Origin of the sequence: Oceanobacillus sojae (assembly GCF_007991515.1) — a bacterium.
In the GTDB taxonomy this organism is placed as follows: Bacteria; Bacillota; Bacilli; order Bacillales; family Amphibacillaceae; genus Oceanobacillus; species Oceanobacillus sojae.
Map to the genome: position 1 here is coordinate 1 of NZ_BJYM01000017.1, position 20,336 is coordinate 20,336.

A 20,336-nucleotide genomic window follows, 5' to 3' on the forward strand; every position below is an offset into this window, starting at 1 on the left:
GTTGGTTTAAAATAAATTAGAAAAATATCGAATCGCTATTGAACTTTTCTTTTAATTTTTAGGTCTATTACTGGTACATAAACCTATCATTTAACGTGGGTGTTTGCAGAGGGAAGATAAAGAGATCCAAGCGAAAATTTTTGTTGCAATGTAACACTTGCTACGTAACAGTTCTTTTTTACAGCATCACTTTATCAGGTCCATCTGCCTAAACATCTTTTTACACAAATTAATCGGATAGAAAGGAAATCATTCTCCTCTCTATCCGATTAGAAATAAAAAGTTTTTAAAAGATGCAATCAATATTTCACTGCACGAATGGATTATTAACGATCAGACAGCTTAAAGTTTTCTACCAGCTGCTGTAGATCTTCTGCAACACTAGTCAGATCTGAAGCTGAGTTTGCAATCTCCTCCATGGAAGCAAGCTGCTGTTGTGTAGATGCAGAAACATTTTCTGTTTCCTGCGATACAGCATCCCCAATGGACCCCACCTCTTCAAATGTATTCGTAAAATGTTTTGTTGTAGCTGCGATTTCTTGAATTCCAGCATTAACCTGCATAATTTGATTTGTTATCGAATCTACATAGCCTGTTATATTCGTGAACGATTTATCTGCATTATTGGCGATACTGATTCCTTTTTCTACTTCATCCGTTGCAGCTTTCATGGCATTTACAGTATTCGTTGTTTCATTTTGAATTGCATTAATCATATCTTTTATCTGTTCTGCAGAATCAGAAGATTTCTCAGCTAATTTCCGAACTTCATCTGCCACAACAGCAAATCCTTTCCCATGCTCTCCCGCTCTTGCTGCTTCTATCGTCGCGTTTAAGGCAAGTAAATTCGTCTGCTCTGATATATCTGTAATAACGTCAATAATATTACTTATCTGAGCCGACTGGTTACCAAGCCCTTGAATATTATTGGACAGTTCATACGTATTTTTCTTGATGTACTCCATTTGATCAATAGTAGTACTTAATGCAGTGTTCCCTTCTTTTACCGCCGTCATCGCATCTGTTGCTGTATCTGAAACCTGATTAGAGCTGGATTCAATATTATAGATGGACTCCGTCATTTCCTGTGCCAGCTTTGAACTGTGTGTAATGCTGGTATTAAGACTATTCATTCCTTCAGCAGCTTCCTGCATGGAGGCAGAAATTTGTTCTGTAGCAGACGTGTTCTGGTCTGTGCTTGCATTTAGTTCCTCTGCAGAAGAAGCTAAATGATTTGATTTATCTCTAACCTGCTGAATGATCCCATTTAAATTCTCACGCATTTTATTAAACGAAAGCGCTAAAGTCCCTATTTCATCTTTTCGATCTAAATTCACGCTGACACTTAAGTCTCCCTGACTCATTGTATTACTTGCATCAGCTAAATGATTAATAGGTTTAGAAATAGAACGAATGATAAATACAATTAATACCGTACCTAAAATAAGAGCAATAATAATAACAAATACAGTCGTATTTAAAATTGGGCTGACATTTTCAGCTATCTCACTATCAAACATCGTTCCCGCAATTTTCCAACCTGTTATCTCACTGGTATCAAATGCTAATTGCTTTTGATCACCTTCGAAGCTGTAATTGGATTGCCCTGTCTCCGATTCATATAATTTATCAAAAAATGCTTCTGATGCTTCTGTCCCAGCCTCCATATCAGGATGACTAATATATTTATGATCTCCGTCCAACAGGAATAAATAACCATTTTTACCGATAGTGACTGAATTGATAATATCCGTAAGACTTCCGAGCTCCAGGTTAACCGCAACAACGCCGTTATTATCTGCGGCAGCTTTTGCGATGGTAACCACCACTTGATTAGAGGAGGCAGAAACATATGGATCCGTTACAATGATTTCACCTTTTTCTTCCATCGCCTGCTGATACCATGGTCTTTCTCTCGGATCATAGTCAGGTGGATTTTGAAATGATGTAGGATAATTCATAAATTCTCCTGTTTCCGTCCCTACATAGGTTTGTTCAAAAGCAACATCCTTAGCATTTTGTATATCTTCTAAAATTTTGCTTGTTGCTGCATCCTTATTATTTTCAATGTCGGTTGTTGAAATGGCTGTCGATAAATATTCAATGTTATCCATCTGATCATTCATAAATTGGTCGATCGTCTGTCGCATAATTTCTACATTTTTCTGAGTAGAATCCAGCATACTATCCTCTATATTAGATTTTGCACTTTGATAGGAAATAGTCCCAATAGCTATGCTAGGTAATAATAATATAATTAAAAATGATACAATTAGCCTATTTCTTAAACTTAATGATTTTGTTTTTTCTCTCTTTCCCAATCTTGTATCCTCCTAGTATGTATATAAATAGTCACAAATTTTATATCGGTCAAAAGTATCATTACTTTAAGAGAGAATCATAAAGTAAAAATAATCAAATAAATAAAATAATTTAAAAATACTGAGTTACCCTTTAGCTGAGGCTTCATTAATTTAATAAGAAATAACCTCCCGTTTTTCTCTGCAAACAAAAAAATTCCTTTCTGTAATCAGAAAGGAATTTTTTTGTTTGCTATTTTAGTTAAACCGTCCAAATAAACATATGGACAATCGTAAGAATAATGCCTCCAACAAGATAAGACAGAAGAATCAACGGAATAACCCACCGGAACCAGGTTGTCCATGGAATTTTAGCAATCGCTAAGGAAGCCATCAAAACTCCGGATGTTGGAGTAATCGCATTTGATATCCCATCACCCAACTGGAATGCCATTACCGCTGTCTGTCTGCTCACTCCCGTAAGATCTGATAATGGTGTCATAATTGGCATTGTTAAAGCAGCCTGTCCACTTCCAGACGGAACTAAAAAGTTAAGAGCACTCTGGAATGCATACATTCCTATTGCAGAAAAAGCAGTAGGAAGCTGGCTTACCAGACTGGATGCAGCAAATAAAATTGTATCAATTGTATTACTTTCCTCTAAAACAACAAGAATTCCATATGCAAAACCGACAACCAGCGCTCCGACAAGAAGCTCTTTACAGCCGTCAATAAAGGAACCGGCAATTTCATTTACACGCAGCTTACCGACAAAGCCGGCGATAATCCCCATAATTAAGAAAAGAGAAGCTATCTCCATAATAAACCAGTCAAAATAGATGACTCCAATTGCTAAAATAATAATTGTGGCTACCAATAATCCAATAATAATAGCTTGTCTGCCAGTCAATTTTGTATAATGTCCATCTAAGGAATCATCAAAATTTCTTTGCTTATCAATCTTGTACATTAAACTTTTCTCTGGGTTTTTCTTTACTTTTTTCGCATAAATCATGACAAACGCTATACTAAATGTAACAAAGATAGCCCACATCACAAGACGGACACCCATTCCAGAGAATGTCGGTAACTCGGCAATCCCTTGAGCTACTCCAACAGTAAATGGATTCATAAATGAAGCTGTAAATCCTGCACATGAACCGACAATAACCATCCCCGCACCAACTAAGGAATCAAACCCTAATTTCATCGCTAAAGGCACCAGAATCATAATAAATGGAATTGTCTCCTCTGACATTCCAAATGTTCCCCCGCCTAGAGCAAAGAGTGTCATTACTACAGGAATCAAGTAAATTTCCCGATTCGCCATTTTCATTGATAAATTCGCAAGTCCTGTTTCAATGGCTTTCGTTGCATTTAAAATTCCAAAAGCTCCGCCGACAATAAAGATAAAGAAAATAATATCAGCGCTTTGTGTCATCCCCTTATGAATCGTTTGAAAGATTTCAAAAAATCCAGTTGGACTTCCTTCTGCTTCATGATATGTATCGTTAATAACAACCGTTCTCTCTGTGTCATTGACAATGGTTGTTTCTCGTTCGTACTCTCCAGCTGGAATAAAGTATGTCAATATTGCTGTAATAATAATCAGTCCAAACATGAGAGCAAAAACATGCGGAAATTCCCATTTTTTCTTTTTCGGCTCTTGTGTACTTCCCGCTGTATTAACATTTTCGCTCATGGTAACATCTCCTTTTTCAGTTTTTGAAAAGCTTTTACAATAAAAAACAGGCAGTTTACAACTTTTAATTAAAGAAATAAACTACCTGTTACGATGAGATACCCTCTCGTTTTTACTTACTGATTTTCAAATTCTTCTTTAATCGCATGTAGTAAATCTTTGTTGACTATAATGTCGTATCCTGTATGTGCCAATGATAGAACTGCATCATGAATCGCTGCTTCTCCATCTGGCGTTATGGTTTTTTCTGCAAATTCTGTTGTGTGGAAAACAAGTCCCGGCTCATTTAAACCGGCATATGGATGAATAGATGGAACAACCTGACTAACATTTCCCATATCCGCAGATCCTGTTGCCGGAACAGCTGGATAAACAGGGTTGGCACTATACGACTTCATATGCCTGGTAAATGTATCTGATAGAGCCTGGTTGGTAATCATATTATCGTAGCTCAGCTCATAGTTGGAAATTTCTACAGAAGCCCCTGTCATCAAGCAGGCTCCTTCAGCAATATTTCTGACCTTCGCGCCCAGCTCATCCACTAATTTCCGCTCATTAGCACGAATGTAAAATTGTGCTGTAGCTTCTGCTGGTACAATTCCCGCTGCTTCTCCGCCTTTTGTAATAATCCCATGAATTCTCACATCATCTGGAACATGTTCACGAAGTGCATTTATTCCATTAAATAATTGAATCACTGCGTCTAATGCATTAATTCCTTTTTCTGGAGACGCTGCTGCATGCGCTGCCTTACCAGTAAAGTCAAATTGAAGAGCATCCATTGCCAGCATCGGACCACTTTCCGAAGATACGTCGGCACCATGCACCATCATTGCTACATCAATATCGTCAAAAGTACCCTGCTCGCTCATCGGTACTTTCGCACCGCTCGTTTCTTCTGCAGGTGTGCCTAAGACAACTACTTTCCCGCCAATTTCATCTACATGCTGACGCAGAATCACCCCTGCTCCAACAGCAAATGTAGCAATTAAATTATGTCCGCAGCCGTGTCCAATTCCTGGCAGCGCATCATACTCTGCCAAATAAGCAATAGTTGGCCCCGGCTTACCGCTTGTATACTCTGCACGAAAAGCAGTCGGGCGATCAACGATACCTGTTTCTACTTCAAAATCATAGGATTTTAAATATTTAACCAGTAACTTCATGGATTCAAATTCCTGATCTCCCAGTTCTGGATTTTCATATAATTGATTACTGATTTGAATCAGCTCATTCTGAATAGCTTCATAGTTTTTTTCTAATGACATTTGCTGATAAACCTCCTAATTCTGATATATCATTCTATCATAAATGTATTTTTATACTAAATTCATGCAAATTTATGCGTTGTTTTGAATTATAACATAGATTATTTAAGAATGGGAGAAGCATCACATCAGCTAAATTTATATTATATATTACCCCAAAACAAAAAAGTTAAGCAACTTATTCTAGACCAGCCGCTTAACTCTTTCTAAATATATTAATATTAAAAAATGGAGCTCATTTCTTTCCCTTTTTTTCTATCTTCCTCTGATAAAGGTTTCTTCAAAAATCCTAAAATACAACAGGTAATAATGGAACCTAATAAAATACATCCAATATACAATAAAGGTTTATTACTTGCTATCGGTATTACAAAAATACCTCCATGTGGCGCCTTTAAAGAGATATCCAGTGCCATACAGATGCCTCCACCTATAGCGGCTCCAATAATATTCGCTGGTATAACTCTTAAAGGATCTGCTGCAGCAAACGGTATGGCTCCTTCTGTGATAAAGCTGGCCCCAAGTACATAACTGGCTTTTCCTGCTTCTCTTTCCGGGCCGGTAAATCTATTTTTAAAAATCGTCGTTGCCAAAGCAATTCCAATTGGTGGAACCATTCCACCAACCATTAATGCAGCTGAAGGCTCAAAAATATTAGCTGCAAACATCGCTAAACCAAAAGCAGACGCAGTTTTATTGATGGGGCCTCCCATATCAGAAGCCATCATTCCTGCCAGCAGAGCACCCAGAATAGCAGCATTAACTCCTGTTAAACCTCTTAACCAGCCCTCTAAAAATTCATTTAGTGCTGACATCGGGGTATTTAAAACGAAAAACATAAAAGCTCCGACGATTAATGTACTTAGTAAAGGTACAACTAATATAGAAATCAATCCTTGGAATGATTTCGGAACTTTTCTCATAGACTTGGCAATAAATTTTGCAGCAAAGCCCCCTACAAAACCGGCGATCATTCCTCCAAGGAATCCCGCATCTCCTATATTCGCCATCATTCCACCAATCATTGCAGGTGCTAATCCCAGTTTACCTGCAATACTATAGCCAATGAATCCTGCTAAAATCGGAACCATTAATGCAAAGGCAGCGTCTCCTCCAACCTGGCTAAAGAAATGAGCAAATATGTTATACTGCTCACTTTCAGGGTCTGCGGCATAAATTCCAAACATAAAGGATATCGCTATAAATATTCCGCCTACAACCACGAATGGAATCATGTAAGAAACACCGCTCATAATATGTTTATAAAATTGCAGGCCGCCTTTTTCTTCAGAAGCTTCTTCTTTCTCTTCTTTTACTTCTGCAGAATCTCTGTTTATCTCTTTTATATTATAAGATAGCGCCTGATCAATTAGTTCGTCAGCGTGATTAATCGCTTTTTTCACAGGTACATCTACATATTTCTTCCCTTTGAATCCAGATGTGTCCACGTTCACGTCATGTGCAACCACAATAGCATCTGCATTTTGAATATCTTTGGCAGTCAACCTGTTTTCAGGACCATTTGCACCATTTGTTTGTATTTTTGCTTTCATTCCCCGTTTTCGGGCTGCCTCTTTTAACGCCTCTGCCGCCATATACGTATGTGCAATCCCTGTCATACACCCTGTAATTCCAATTAAATATTTATCGCTGTCATTTTTTTCTATATTTTCACTCTTTTTTTGTTTCTCATATTCCTCTATAACACTAACAATTTCATCGGTAGACAGAGCAACCAGCAGCTTCGCTCTAAAGGTTTCATCCATCAGGAAAGTTGAAAGTCTGGATAACAATTCCAGATGATCATCAGAAGCATTCTCAGGTGCTGCAATCATAAATATAAGATTAGTATGCTGCCCTCCATAATCAATTCCTTCTAATGTTCTTCCAAATATAATAGCAGGCTTTGAGATTGTTTTGCTTTTAGCATGAGGAATCGCAACACTATACCCAACAGCTGTAGAAATTTCACTTTCTCTTTTATAGATAGCCTGCTTAAATTCTTCCGGATTACTAGTAAGCTTGTTGTCAGCTAATCTTCCCACTAATTCATTGATCACTTCATCCTGATTTTTTCCTTTTAAATTTAAAATAATATTTTCTTTTGTGAGAATATCAATAAATTCCATTGCTCTCCCTCGCTCTGCCATTTATTTAAAATAAAGATGCGCATGATTTGTTGAATTAAATAAATCCATTTTTTTCTTTACCACTTCTTTTGCTGCGTTACGAGCACTCGGCATAATTACATCCGGTTCATATGCACCTTGATTTTCCGTTAAAAAGCTGCGCATTTCTTGGAAGAAGGCATTTTTCATATCGGTTGAAAGATTAATTTTTGAAACCCCGTGAAGATAGGTCTGCGAAATTTCCTCATCTTTATTGTCACTTCCTCCATGAAGAACCAAGGGAATATTAACTTGCTGATGAATTTCTTGAAGTAAATCTAATTTTAATTCTGGTTTACCAGCATGTTTATATTGCCCATGAGAAGTTCCAATAGCAACAGCCAGCGTATCGACTCCAGTCTCCTCAACAAATATCTTTGCATCCTGAGGATCGGTATATAAGATTTCGTCTGCACCGCCTTCTGAGCTGTTATCATTCGATCCGATAGTTCCTAATTCCGCCTCTACAGATACATTGACAGCATGCGCCAGCTGCACCACTTCTTTCGTAATCGCTATATTGTCTTCAAAGGAAGCATGAGAAGCATCTATCATCACAGAGGTAAAACCATTTCTGATAGCCCGCATGACATCTTGAACAGAAGCCCCGTGGTCTAAATGAATAGCTACCGGTATAGAGGTGCGCTGACAAATCTCTCTTACGTAAGCTGTAAATTCATCTCCCAGCAGTTCAATTTCGTTTGGATGAATCTGTATAATAGCAGGTGCATTCTTTTCTTCCGCCGCCTCAATCACTACTCTTACAAACTCACTATTGGCCACATTATAAGACCCTACTGCAAACTGATTTTCATATGCTGTTTTTAATAAATCTTTCATATTTAATAACATCATCATCACTCCTCATTTAAATTTGATTCCAACAATGTATGAATTCTTCCTTTGTTTCCATTTGAACTAGCTTCATAACATCTTTTATATTTTTCGTTTTCTGGAAAAATTCCGTAAAAATATATTCATTTCTTTCCACATCATCAGATGGTAAATAAATAATAATCAATTGAACCAGTTCATTTCCCCATTCAATCGCTTTCTGATTTATTCCAATAATGACTTCTTCTTTATATTCCTGCATTTCAAAATAGGGATGCGGAATAGCTACTAAATTCCCGATAGAGGTATAAGACATTTTTTCTCTTTTCATAACCGCTTCAATAAACTGTCCCCGTTGATTGCTTTGTAGAAGATTTTGGATCGCTTGCTCCGGGTTATTTTCGTTTATCCAAAAAATATTGGCACGTTCTATGATAGAGTGTTGAGATTCAAGAAAAAATCGGATCTTTTTTATTTCCCCATTATGAAGCCCGTTTTGAATCATAATAATGTCTTTTTTGGTCTTTGGAGTAAACGCTAAATCGATGCCGATATACAAACAATTTTCATGAAAAGTATAATCCTGAGAGCATTTCTCTATTTTATAAATTTCCAATTCATTAAAATAGGTTGCTATTTTGGATGAGAGCAGCTTTGTACGCTCATAATTTCTGCTATATAAAATGATTGTCTTTATTCTTTTCTTATCCTGAGCTTCGAAAATATTTTGAATATGATAAGCTAAATAAGCTATTTCACTGTCATGAATTTCAACATTAAATTCCTTTTCAATCTTCAATGCAATATTCGAAGCAATGCTAAATGAGAAAAAATACTCTGATTTCGTTTCCTTTACAAAAGGATTATAAATAAGCAGGTTATGGGATACCGGGTAAATAATTCGATAAATATGATTCAAAATATTACTTTTAAATTTCTTTTGAGAATAGGTTGGTACTTGGTAAGCTTGCTCTATATTCAATAAAATCTGCTCAATTTTCTTTACAGTCTGCAAATCTTTGTTTTCTACTCCAGGTTCTTCTAAATCTAAGTGCAGCGACATTAAATAATTGGTTAAGTAAATACGTTCACTTTCTGAAGCGATTACATATTGAAGAATGCCGTTACAAAAAGCACTTGCCACTTCAAATTCTTTAAAATCTTTAAAATCCATTTCCTCACTTAATTCAATAACAACATGATTGCCGCTTTCAATTCGTGAGATCATAATAATCAATTGGACTGACATTTTTTTATACATTAAAAATTCTAAGTTTAAGTCATATTTTATATTAATTTCCTCTACCAGGTTTAAAATGCTTTCTATTACATCCTCATCAACCCAATTACAGAAGTTCTTTGTTAAAAAGTCTTTATAGACCTCCTTCTTTATAGAAATAGAAGTGAAAAGATTCTCCAGTAAAACACGTTTTTGTATTTCTGTGCCCACCAGCATAATACCTTTAAATACCTTTGTATCTATTGAAACATCAATCCCCAGCTTATCCATATTCATTGTCAATTTCTGAATTCTGCTGCGAATGGTTTGAGGTGAATAAAAGAATTTATCCGCAATTTCATCGTAAGTAGTATAATCATCTCTAGTCATCAGAAATTGAACAATTTCAAAATCCAGCAATGTCTCTTCCAGCTCTGCTTCATTGACTATCAGCATATTTATATCTTCCGTTTGAAGCTTATAGCCTTCTGAGGAAGAGACAATAGAAATTTGATTAGACTTCTCATTAATCTCCTTGATATAATTTCGAATCGTTCGATCTGTCACCCCAATAGCCTCAGCAATTTGGACAGCAGGGACATACTCCTGTTCCTGATTTGATAGAAAGTTAATTAGTTGATTGTGTTTCTTACTCACCTTAATCCCAACCTTCCTATGCATCTAATTTATAATATAATTTAAGCAATCGCTATATTAGGTAAATTTCCTCCCCTATAGGAAATTTATTCTGTAGGCGCTTTCATACAGAAATGGATTTTGTTAGGATTTCATTATATTAAATATATTTACATATAAGAGAAAAATTCTAATATAAAAGAGATACTCTTTTGTATTTTATTTCCCATAATCCGAACCAGTCAGATACATAAGAAAAGCCAAGCCCCTGTAGAAAAGACTCGGCTTTTTTCTTATGTGTTTTTTCCTTACATGAATAAATAAAAGCTGCGTTCTCAGCTTTATTTCATGTATAATAAACGTTATTCTGAATTATTCAAAAGGAGATTTACACCAATGCCAATTTCTGCTTTCCTCACATTTGTTTTTATCAGCAGTTTTACACCTGGCCCAAATAATTTTATGGCTATTTCTTTTGCAAATCGCTATGGGTTTCGAAATACGCTTTCCTTTTGTATTGGTGTTGGCTCAGGTTTCTGTCTGATTGCTTTAATTTGCAGTTTTTTTAATCGGGCTTTAATTGAAATTTTGCCTTTCATTGAAACACCATTAAAATTTTTGGGTGTTTTCTACATGTTATACCTTGCCTTTAAAACATTCACCAGTTCAGGAAACAGCGGAGAGCCTCCCACAAAAGCACATAAGAATTTATTTGTCGTCGGCACATTGATGCAATTTATTAATCCAAAAGCAATTTTATATGGTATTGCAGTTGTATCTACGTTCCTGCTGCCTTATTACAGCTCCTATTCAAGCTATATACTCTTTTGCCTTTTTCTTGGCATTGTAGGTATTTTCAGTTCTGTTACTTGGAGCTTATTTGGCTCAGTACTTCAAAATTTTTTATCCCGTTATCAGACTATATTTAATATTGTTATGGGCTTATTACTTGTTTATAGTGCTTTTTCTATTTTGATGACTTGAGTAATTGATACACACGCAATAATTTTAAAACTAAGTAAATACTCAAGAATTGTTTCAATCGTTTATATCAGTGAATAGATCGTTATACAAAAAGACCATACCTCTATAGAAGTTTTTTAAAGCACGAGTTTCACTCCACCTTTAAAAGTTACTTCATAACGAGGTATGGTTATTTTATTGCCATTTACGAAGGGGTTTATAACCTGAATGATGAAGGAAGTCATACACTGTTTCTTCACTTAATCCATTCATGTTAATATTCTTTTCTAAAGCTGTAACATGCATTCGAGCTGTATACTCTAATGTCTGTAAAGCTGTACGGGCTTCTTTTAGACTTGTATCACAGACAATTATTCCATGATTCTCCAATAAGAATACATTGGAATCCTTTGCTCTTTCTTTAACTGCCTGTGCTAATTCTTTACTGCCCGGATGATAAAACGGAATCCTTACAATTCTTTCAAGATAATACATCGACTCCACAAAATAATTCGATGGTAAATTTAGATCAGAATTTGCAATTAATGTACTGTAAAAAGGAGAAGCATGTAAAACTGCATTTATTTCTGGCCTTTCTTCATAAATCCCTTCGTGCATCAGATACTCTTTGGAAGGCTTTTCTCCGGCTATCTGATTGCCATCTTTGCATAATGAAAAGCTGCCCATATCCAATTCTCCCAAGTACGTACCAGTAGCTGAAATGATATAACCATTTTCCTCCCTCGCACTGATATTTCCTGCTGTACCCCAAGCCAGATCTTTATCCATCATAAACTTTCCTGTCATTTGCAGTTCCTTTAATATTTGTTTATTCATTCTCTGTCATCCTCTCCTCTATTTATTTCATCCATTCCACAACACTCATTGTTAATCCAGGAATAAAAGTAACTATAAGTAAACAGATCAGTATAGCTATATAAAATGGCACAAGGCTTCTTGTTAATCTGTCTATACGAAGATGAGCTATCTTAGATACAACAAATAGGTTCAGTCCTAATGGTGGCGTAACCATCCCAATCGCAAGTGTGACAATCATTACAATACCGAAATGAACCGAATTAATTCCAAGCTCTGCAGCTACCGGAACAAGTATAGGCGCTAAAATAATAATAGAAGCATTTGTTTCCATAAACATTCCAACGATTAATAACAACAGGATAACAATTCCTAAGAATATCATTGGATTGTCAGAAATAGAGGTTATGAACCCAGCTACCTGCTGTGGAATATTTTCAATCGTTAAAATCCAGCTGAACAGTCCTGCTGTAGAAAGAATCAGCATAAGTGTAGCAGTAGTTAAAGACGCTTGTGTTAAGATTGCTTTAATATTCTCTTTCGTAATTGCCCGATAGAATACAACACTCACAATAAATGCATAAGCTACCGCTACCCCAGCGGCTTCCGTTGCAGTAAAAATACCACTATAAATTCCACCTAATATAATAACTGGCATAATTAAGGCCGGAATTGCTTCAACAAATGCTTTCCAAATTTCTTTTGCTGATTTTTTTGGTTCCTTTGAGTAATTTCTCTTTTTTGCAAGGATATATACTGTAATAACCAAGCCAATTCCAATTATTACCCCGGGAACCATTCCAGCAACAAATAGGTCTCCTATAGAAGCGCCTACAGCTGTACCATAAAGAATCAACGGAATACTTGGAGGCATAATAATGCCAAGTGTTCCTGAAATAGATTGAACGCCGCCAGCAAATTCTTTTTCGTAGCCTCTTTTTATCATCGCAGGGATTAAAATCGCACCGAGTGCAGCTGTTGCTGCTACACTTGATCCAGTAATGGCAGCAAAAAACATTGTGGTTACAACAGTTACAATAGCCAGACCGCCTGATACATGCCCTGTAGCAGCATTTGCCAAATTAATTAATCTTTGTGATATTCCCCCATGCTCCATCAAAGATCCAGCCAGTATAAATAGAGGAATGGCAAGTAATGGAAATGAGTCCAGAGAAACAAATGCTCTTTGTGCCAAGGCAAGTAATGGAATATCTCCCGCTACTAAAAGTGCTAAACTAGATGAAATCCCCAATGAAATGGCGACTGGAACGCCAATTAAAAATAACAAGAGTAAAGATACAACTAAAACAAAAATCATTGGACATCACCTTCCACGCTTTTTTTATCCGGATCTATTCCTGCTGCAATAATATTAAAGAACATCAAAAGTGAACCTATAGGCATAGCAGCATAAGCCCAAGCCATAGAATACTGTAAAGTTGGCGTAGACTGATCAATTACCAGATAAGTCAGATGTATCCCAAAGTACGCTAATGCTAAGCAAAAAATCGCACTTATCCATAAAACAAGTTTTTCCAGTTTTTCTCTTGTTTTTGGGCTTGAAACCTCTAAAAGAAAATCAATTGCAATATGCTGATTGTTACGAAAAGCAAGACCAGATCCTAAAAATACAATATAGATCATTAAATATTTTGCTAACTCTTCTGTCCAACTGAGAGGAATATTGATAATAAAACGAGTTGTTACCTGTAATACGACTAATATAGCCAGAATAATCAGCAATACTGCCACCAGATACTTCACACCACTATTTATTTTGTCTATTGTTTTAATATACTTATTCATAAGCTTTACTCCCTCATACTCTGTATGGTGTCATATAGCTCTCTCCCATACTTATCAGCTAATTTTTCGTTAATATCCTGCACTGCCTCTCTAAATAGCTCCTGATCAACTTCGATAATTTCTACATCGGCATCCAGCATGGCTTGAATAGCTGCTTCCTCCTCCTGAAAAACCAAATCATTTTGGTAGTTTCTAGCCTCTTCAGCTGCTTCCAAAACAGCTTCACTTTCTGCTTCCGTCAGTTCTTCAAATGTTTTATCGCTCATTAAAAGCTGCACATACCCAAATACATGATCTGTCATCACAAGATAATTTTGTACCTCTTGGATGCGGGCACTGGCAGTAAACTCTATTGGATTTTCTTGAGCATCTATTACTCCCGTTTGCAAAGAGGAATAGACTTCCCCAAAATTCATCGGCGTTGGACTGGCTCCCATTGCTTTCCATCCTTCTACAGATGCTTCAATGTTAGGTACACGAATTTTTTGTCCTCTTAAATCTTCCGGACTCTCTACCAATTTATTCGTGGTTAATTCTCTAGGTCCACGCAACCAAAATTCCAGTCCTCTGACTCCCGTCTCTTCTAACATATCATCCTGCAAACGCTTACCTTCATCGCCATAAACAAACTCTTCCAGGTGATCTAAATCGTGAAATAAATAAGGTAATTCCAAAATAGAATATGGTTCATAAAAATTGGACATAACCCCTGCTACTAATGCAAAATCTACTGTGCCTATCTGCATCCCTTCCACCAGGTCACGGTCTTCTCCCAAAGTAGAGCTTGGATAAACCTCTACTTTGACAGAGCCATTTGTTTTTTCTTCGACCAGCTCAGCAAATTTCAATGATCCTTTATGCCAAGCATTAGATTCATTTTGGATATGTCCAAGCCGTAATACTTTTGTTTCTTTTCCATCAGCAGTTCCCTGATTACAAGCAGCTAGAAAAAAGGCCGTTATTAATAAGAGTAAAAATACTATTTTTGATTTCATTTTCATCCTCCTATTCAAAAGAAATAAGAACTTTCACAGAATTATCCAGCTTTTTGTCGACCATCTTAAATCCTTTTCCAGCCTCTTCGTAATGTAATTTATGTGAAATAACCTTGTCGACACCAAATTCACCTTTTGTGATAATTTCCAGAGCCTTCTCCGAATCGGGACGATTGTATGTCATACAGCCGACTACTTCTTTTTCGTTTTGCTGCAGCTGCTCAATATCAATTTCCTGTTGACCATGAAACATAGCTACAGTTACTACACGGCCACCTTTTTTTAATAAATTCAACGCATCATTCACAATCCCGGGAACTCCGGCAGTAATGAAAACTTTATCAAATGAACCCTTATCCAGTACCTCTTTTGCTTCATTAACCCAGTTTTGTTTCTCTTTAATATTAATTACACTGGAAGCCCCCATTTCTTTTGCTTTTTCTAAAGAATATTCAAGTACATCCGTAACAACAACGTTTTCTACACCTCTATCTTTAACAGCAATAAGCGTTAAGAGGCCAATGGGACCAGCTCCTAAAATAGCGACTCTGTCTGTTTGCTGTACTTCTCCCTTATAGGCAGCATGCACACCAACTGCCAAAGGCTCTACAAGCACTCCTTCATCATACGTAACTGTATCAGGCAAAGGAAGAACCTGAGCTTCAGGCGCAATAAAGTACTCTGCCATTGTCCCCAGCCAATCTCCCATCCCCGGTGCTAAACGATTATCAGAGTAATTAACATTCCCTGTCATAATTCCTTCACTTTCTCCTGTGCCTATTTGAGGTTCAACAGTAACCCGGTCTCCCACCTTAAAACGAGTTACCTTCTCCCCTACTTCTACTACCTCTCCAGCAACTTCATGCCCAATAATAACTGGAGGCTTCCTAAAAGGATGCAACCCTTTATATGTGTGAATATCCGAGCCGCAAATTCCTGCTACCGATACTTTGATTTGAACCTCATTTTCCTTTAATTCTGGTAATGTTGCTTCTTTAACAACTACTTTCTCTGCATCATCTACAAATACCGCCTTCATGATTCTCTCTCCCTATTCCAAACTCATCTATTGGAAATAAATCATTTTTGAATCTATCAAATGATCTCTCATCAATTCTGAGCTTCGTTTATCTTTTGCTTTAAGTGCTTCCAGGATTTCCATATGCTCCTGATAGAACTTTCTTACTCTTCCTGGATCTTTCTTTAAATGACGTAACGTAATTCTTCGCAAATGGTCTTGATAGTTTAATAAAATCTTAGTAATCTCCGTATTGCCGGCAAATTCACTAATCGCTAAGTGAAATTCATGATCCAGTGTTGCGAATAAGCTGACATCCTCTTCTTCTGCCGCTTTCTCCGTAGCATAAACAATCTCTTCTAATTCATTACATTGTTCTTTTGTTATGCGTTTATAAATCTCATTACAATTAAAAGTTTCTAAAGCAACCCGCAGATTATAAATATCATTAATTCTTTCAATGGATATATCATTCACAATAATTCCTTGCTTTGAAGAAACTGTTACAAATCCTTCTGATTCTAATCGAACCAGCGCATTTTTTATAGGTGTTTTACTCATTCCCAAATCATCTATTAGTGTTCTTTCTGACAGAAATCTTCCGGGTTCATAGTTTTCTTCTAATATTCTTTCTTTAATTTTCTGATAAGCAACATCTTTTAATAACATAATTACGCTCATTCCCTTAGTTTATTAAGAGCCGGACTGATAGACTTTCTCAAAGAATTGCGGCCCGCCTAACTGACCACTCTTCAATGCAATCTCTAGTCCATCAAATTTAGGTCTCTCTGAATATGCTAAACATAAAGGGGCACCTGGCGCAATAGAATCCAGCACTTCCAGTCCAAAAATATCTAAATTAGATGTAACAAACCCTGAAGTATCGCCCCCAGATATAATTAACCTCTTAATCTCTATCTGGTCTAAAACCTTCTTGGTCCACTCTCCTAATTTCCTTCCGATGTAAATCCCTGTATCTTCGCTAGAAATACCTTCTTCCAGTAAATGCTGTTTTGTTTTTTCAATTATAGGATCATCTGGTCCTTTGGCTGTATAAATAATTACCTTTTTCTTAAGCTCTATTTTCTTCACTATATTCCCCATGAATTCTTCAGCTTTTTCCTCATCAGTAAATAATTCATAAGGTATTTGTTCTAAATGAAAGCCAGCCTCCTCTGCATTCTCCAGCTGCTGCTTTGTCACTTCAGATACACTGCCGGAAACAGAGAATATTTTCTCTATCTTGGAGGGTGCTATGTCCTTTTCTGCTCGAGAAGCTACTTGATTCCTTTTCATTGCATCTCCCAAAGCATATTCAATGCCTGAGGACCCTAATAGAAATTGTGTATCTGTTCCCTTCATTTTCCAAAGTACTTGAGATACCTTCTCCATATGAATATCGTTTAGTGCATCAAACAATACAATATTATCCTCTTCAGCATGCTTCTCAATGATTTCTGATACATTCTGCTCTTCCAAGTCTAAGATACTGACTTTATCTATCTGCTGCTCTGTCTGTTTCTGCAAATGCACAGCTAAATCAGCTTCATCCATCGGGGTTACTGGATGTCTGGACATTACTGGATGTCTGTCCAGGCGATATACTTTATCCTGAAAAGCAGCAAAATGGTTCCCAAATATTGTATATCTCCCTAACATTGGAGCTGCTACTAATAAAGGGAAATTGCCTTTATTAAAATAATTCCGGGCAAGATCACCGGCAAAACCGATACTTCCTACGTCTGGTGATGAATCAAAGGTAGAACAAACCTTATAATGAACAAAATACGGATTTATTTTTTGAAAAAAATCATAAACAGGAACTAATTCTTTTTCCATGCCATTTCTATTTTTCGCGCGGGCAGTCCCCGCTACTCCAACGCAATCAACACCCTGGAAACGCTCCATCATCTTTTCATTTGGTATTTTTAAAAATAAAATTGTTTTTAAGCCATATTGATCCAGTGCTTCCATTGCATCTGTTGATCCAGTAAAATCGTCTCCATAAAAACCTAATATCAATCTCTTCAAGTATTCCACCTCCTAAAATCTAACATAGATCTAAGTTGAATCTAAAAAAGATACTATCATTGCTATTTTATTTTGTCAACGCTTTCTTCAAATATATTTTATAACTATTAGAAGCAAACTTGATAAAGACTAAATTTTATTCTATAAAACCTCACTTTTTTCTTTATCAGACTATATTATATAATTCTAATTATTTGAAGATATTATAAGATAATAGAAATATCATGCGTATTATGCTAATTAAGTATATTTCTTAAATTATATGAACATTTTTTATATCTTTAATGTCCGGAATTGCATCGTCTTCTCTCTTTAGTACAATAACAAGTAAGACAATACATAAGAGCGAGGAGAGTTATTATGAAAAGAGGGATTCTATTTATTTTAGGCTTCTTACTTGGAGCGTTGATTTATGTCTGGTTTCTTTATTAGAGTGAAATTTTTTCTGACACACAAAAAACCAAGTCTTCCTAAAAAAAAGACTTGGTTTTTATCATACATATTTACTTTATTTCTCCTGTCTTGCCAAATTCGTAATGTAATCAAAAAAATCATCACGATTAACTTCATAAACAAATTGTACAGGGCGTCCGGACTCTGAAATCTCGGTTTTCCCCTGACTGGCTCCGTTTGGATGCACAATGCTTTTGACCTCTTGCTTCTTTACCAGTTCCGGCTTTCCAACTGTCGCTGTTGTCAATACATCCCATAAAAAGTAAGTGGAGTTCGTTTGAAAATGCACAAGCGGAGGAACCATTGCATAGCACTGTCCAAGAAAATCTATTCCGATATCGCGGCGTTCAGCAGCCCATCTGTCTCTGACATCGATTGTCAATGGAACCATATTCGTGCTTTCCAAAGCAATTAAATCAATTTCAATCGAACTATCCCAAACGGTTTTCACTGCTTCCGGGTCCCAAAAAGCATTCCATTCCGCAGTCCCATCATGCTCCGGCTCCTCAACATTGCCATTTTCCAGAAATGTTCCACCCATCCAGATAAGCTTTTCAATTTTCTGTTCAATATCCGGGGCGATTTCCAATGCTCTTGCCAGGTCTGTTAAGGGGCCGACAAATACAAGTGTTATTTTCTCATCACTCTTACGAAGAACCTTTACCAGGTGCTCGTGTGCAGCTTCTTCCGCAAGCTTTGCTTCTATCTTTCCAGACTCATTTAGTATAGGCAGAGCATCTACAAAGAAAGCGTGCATCCGCCAATCTTTTGGAAATGGATTTTTCCCGCGGGAAGTGGATGCAGCAACCTCTATATTCTGCCCTTTTCCAAAACGGTCAATAATTTTACGGCTTGCATAAACAGCCGGCTCCAAATAACAGTCTGCTGGAATAACCCCGACCCCTGCTAAATTGATATCCTCCATTTGCAACAACAAAAACAGCGAGATTAAATCATCTACACCGCCATCATGGTTTAAATATACTTTCTTTTTCATGGATAAACTCCTCTTTTCTTTTAAAATCGCCATACACAGGGCGCTTCATATATTTATAACTCTCAAAAGATTATTGAATGTTGGCCCCACATTCCTTTACTAACAACCATCAAGCTTATGATTTTTTATAATTAGAGCTTGTCCGTTCAATTAATACAGGATCTAACTTGATATTAACTTTTTCTGTGGATACTTCATTTTCAATACGATTGAGAAGAACCTCAAGCGTCGTCTTCACCATATCTTCAATCGGTTGATGAATACTGGAAATTCCCATTATTTTTGAAAGGTATGTATCATCAAAACCAATTAAACTGATATCTTCAGGTATTCGAATCTTTCTTTCCTGGGCCATTTCTAAAAATTCCAAAGCCACCAGATCATTCCCGGCAAAAATACACGTGAAATCAAGCTGCTCTTTCTTCTCTTTTAAGTATGATTCAATATCCTGCCGGATTAAATAATTGTTTGTAGAAGCCTCTTCAACGCGGATAAAATTGTTCAAATCAAAATCGAAACCATTTTCGTACAATACACTTTTATACCCTAAAAATTTATCATCGAGTGCAGTGCCAATAAACCCAAATTTTGTATGACCTGCATGTATAAATTTCTCAGCAGCAATTTTCCCTGCCTGCATATGATCAAGGCCAACGCTATCCAAAGATTGATGGTTCTGTGTAATGATTACTGTTGGGATACCAAGTTTATTCATTCGTTGTAAGTTGTACTCACCCGTAGGTATACAAATTACTCCATCCGCCTGACGAGCTATAAAATTTTGAATACTTTCCCATTCTGTGATTGGGTTATGTTTAGAGTTATGCAGGAGAATACTATATCCTAGTTTTCTCGCTTCGGATTCCAGCACATCAACCAGCTCTACAAAATAAGGATTGTACGTTTCTGTAACGCACACACCAATAATTTTGGATTGGCTTCTTTTCAAAGTTTGTGCAGCACTATTCGGAATATACCCTACATCTTCTATAACCTTAAGGACCCGTTTTGCTGCATCTTCATTAACTTTTTCATTCCCGTTAATAACACGCGAGACAGTAGATTGTGAAACTTTTGCCAGTTTAGCAATTTCTTTCATTGTCAATTTAGCCATAGCAGACTCCTTCCCT

The 20,336-nt window shown here is 36.6% G+C and carries 16 protein-coding genes; 1 reads left to right on the forward strand and 15 read right to left on the reverse strand.

Annotated features, from left to right (window positions below):
- Positions 1–326: 326 nt before the first annotated feature.
- The 6 genes from OSO01_RS17890 to OSO01_RS17915 all read right to left on the reverse strand — a co-directional run bounded on the left by OSO01_RS17890 (position 327) and on the right by OSO01_RS17915 (position 10,148).
- A complete protein-coding gene (locus tag OSO01_RS17890; RefSeq protein WP_147211819.1) occupies positions 327–2,321 on the reverse strand; it encodes a methyl-accepting chemotaxis protein in 1,995 nt (664 codons plus the stop codon).
- Positions 2,322–2,562: 241 nt separating this feature from the next.
- On the reverse strand, positions 2,563–4,002 hold the full coding sequence (locus OSO01_RS17895; protein WP_147211820.1) for a YfcC family protein: 1,440 nt from the start codon (positions 4,000–4,002) through the stop codon (positions 2,563–2,565).
- A 116-nt stretch (positions 4,003–4,118) separates the two neighbouring features.
- Entirely contained in the window at positions 4,119–5,270 is a 1,152-nt protein-coding gene (locus OSO01_RS17900) for a M20 family metallopeptidase (protein ID WP_147211821.1), read from the reverse strand.
- 221 nt (positions 5,271–5,491) lie between these two features.
- On the reverse strand, positions 5,492–7,399 hold the full coding sequence (locus OSO01_RS17905; protein WP_147211906.1) for a PTS fructose transporter subunit IIABC: 1,908 nt from the start codon (positions 7,397–7,399) through the stop codon (positions 5,492–5,494).
- Between the two features lie 21 nt (positions 7,400–7,420).
- Positions 7,421–8,290 carry a ketose-bisphosphate aldolase gene (locus tag OSO01_RS17910; protein ID WP_147211822.1) on the reverse strand — a complete coding sequence of 290 codons (870 nt, stop codon included), beginning with the start codon at positions 8,288–8,290 and terminating at the stop codon, positions 7,421–7,423.
- Positions 8,291–8,306: 16 nt separating this feature from the next.
- Entirely contained in the window at positions 8,307–10,148 is a 1,842-nt protein-coding gene (locus OSO01_RS17915) for a BglG family transcription antiterminator (protein WP_147211823.1), read from the reverse strand.
- A 375-nt stretch (positions 10,149–10,523) separates the two neighbouring features.
- Here OSO01_RS17915 and OSO01_RS17920 point away from each other — a divergent pair, with 375 nt between their 5' ends.
- Positions 10,524–11,111 carry a LysE family transporter gene (locus OSO01_RS17920; RefSeq protein WP_147211824.1) on the forward strand — a complete coding sequence of 196 codons (588 nt, stop codon included), beginning with the start codon at positions 10,524–10,526 and terminating at the stop codon, positions 11,109–11,111.
- 174 nt (positions 11,112–11,285) lie between these two features.
- Here OSO01_RS17920 and OSO01_RS17925 read toward each other — a convergent pair whose 3' ends face one another.
- From OSO01_RS17925 to OSO01_RS17965, 9 genes are all read right to left on the reverse strand, one after another.
- Positions 11,286–11,927 carry a class II aldolase/adducin family protein gene (locus tag OSO01_RS17925; RefSeq protein ID WP_147211825.1) on the reverse strand — a complete coding sequence of 214 codons (642 nt, stop codon included), beginning with the start codon at positions 11,925–11,927 and terminating at the stop codon, positions 11,286–11,288.
- A gap of 22 nt (positions 11,928–11,949) precedes the next feature.
- On the reverse strand, positions 11,950–13,224 hold the full coding sequence (locus tag OSO01_RS17930) for a TRAP transporter large permease (RefSeq protein ID WP_147211826.1): 1,275 nt from the start codon (positions 13,222–13,224) through the stop codon (positions 11,950–11,952).
- Positions 13,221–13,712: a TRAP transporter small permease gene (locus OSO01_RS17935; RefSeq protein WP_147211827.1), complete on the reverse strand. Its 492-nt coding sequence runs from the start codon at positions 13,710–13,712 to the stop codon at positions 13,221–13,223. Before OSO01_RS17935 ends, OSO01_RS17930 begins: the two co-directional genes overlap by 4 nt.
- 5 nt (positions 13,713–13,717) lie before the next feature.
- Positions 13,718–14,707: a TRAP transporter substrate-binding protein gene (locus OSO01_RS17940; protein WP_147211828.1), complete on the reverse strand. Its 990-nt coding sequence runs from the start codon at positions 14,705–14,707 to the stop codon at positions 13,718–13,720.
- A gap of 10 nt (positions 14,708–14,717) precedes the next feature.
- A complete protein-coding gene (locus OSO01_RS17945; RefSeq protein ID WP_147211829.1) occupies positions 14,718–15,746 on the reverse strand; it encodes a zinc-dependent alcohol dehydrogenase in 1,029 nt (342 codons plus the stop codon).
- A gap of 27 nt (positions 15,747–15,773) precedes the next feature.
- Entirely contained in the window at positions 15,774–16,394 is a 621-nt protein-coding gene (locus tag OSO01_RS17950; protein ID WP_147211907.1) for a GntR family transcriptional regulator, read from the reverse strand.
- A gap of 24 nt (positions 16,395–16,418) precedes the next feature.
- The gene (locus OSO01_RS17955; protein ID WP_246145211.1) at positions 16,419–17,765 is read right to left on the reverse strand and encodes a four-carbon acid sugar kinase family protein; all 1,347 of its coding nucleotides are present in this window, start codon (positions 17,763–17,765) and stop codon (positions 16,419–16,421) included.
- Between the two features lie 499 nt (positions 17,766–18,264).
- A complete protein-coding gene (locus OSO01_RS17960; RefSeq protein WP_147211831.1) occupies positions 18,265–19,206 on the reverse strand; it encodes a nucleoside hydrolase in 942 nt (313 codons plus the stop codon).
- A 115-nt stretch (positions 19,207–19,321) separates the two neighbouring features.
- Positions 19,322–20,320, reverse strand: a complete 999-nt coding sequence (locus tag OSO01_RS17965; protein ID WP_147211832.1) for a LacI family DNA-binding transcriptional regulator — start codon at positions 20,318–20,320, stop codon at positions 19,322–19,324.
- Positions 20,321–20,336: the final 16 nt, after the last annotated feature.

Coding starts and splice junctions, on each gene's coding strand:
- OSO01_RS17920 (WP_147211824.1), top strand. CDS start 10,524: ATGCCAATTTCTGCTTTCCTCACATTTGTTTTTATCAGCAGTTTTACA.
- OSO01_RS17905 (WP_147211906.1), bottom strand. CDS start 7,399: ATGGAATTTATTGATATTCTCACAAAAGAAAATATTATTTTAAATTTA.
- OSO01_RS17930 (WP_147211826.1), bottom strand. CDS start 13,224: ATGATTTTTGTTTTAGTTGTATCTTTACTCTTGTTATTTTTAATTGGC.
- OSO01_RS17965 (WP_147211832.1), bottom strand. CDS start 20,320: ATGGCTAAATTGACAATGAAAGAAATTGCTAAACTGGCAAAAGTTTCA.
- OSO01_RS17900 (WP_147211821.1), bottom strand. CDS start 5,270: ATGTCATTAGAAAAAAACTATGAAGCTATTCAGAATGAGCTGATTCAA.
- OSO01_RS17945 (WP_147211829.1), bottom strand. CDS start 15,746: ATGAAGGCGGTATTTGTAGATGATGCAGAGAAAGTAGTTGTTAAAGAA.
- OSO01_RS17895 (WP_147211820.1), bottom strand. CDS start 4,002: ATGAGCGAAAATGTTAATACAGCGGGAAGTACACAAGAGCCGAAAAAG.
- OSO01_RS17940 (WP_147211828.1), bottom strand. CDS start 14,707: ATGAAATCAAAAATAGTATTTTTACTCTTATTAATAACGGCCTTTTTT.
- OSO01_RS17925 (WP_147211825.1), bottom strand. CDS start 11,927: ATGAATAAACAAATATTAAAGGAACTGCAAATGACAGGAAAGTTTATG.
- OSO01_RS17910 (WP_147211822.1), bottom strand. CDS start 8,290: ATGTTATTAAATATGAAAGATTTATTAAAAACAGCATATGAAAATCAG.
- OSO01_RS17950 (WP_147211907.1), bottom strand. CDS start 16,394: ATGTTATTAAAAGATGTTGCTTATCAGAAAATTAAAGAAAGAATATTA.
- OSO01_RS17935 (WP_147211827.1), bottom strand. CDS start 13,712: ATGAATAAGTATATTAAAACAATAGACAAAATAAATAGTGGTGTGAAG.
- OSO01_RS17960 (WP_147211831.1), bottom strand. CDS start 19,206: ATGAAAAAGAAAGTATATTTAAACCATGATGGCGGTGTAGATGATTTA.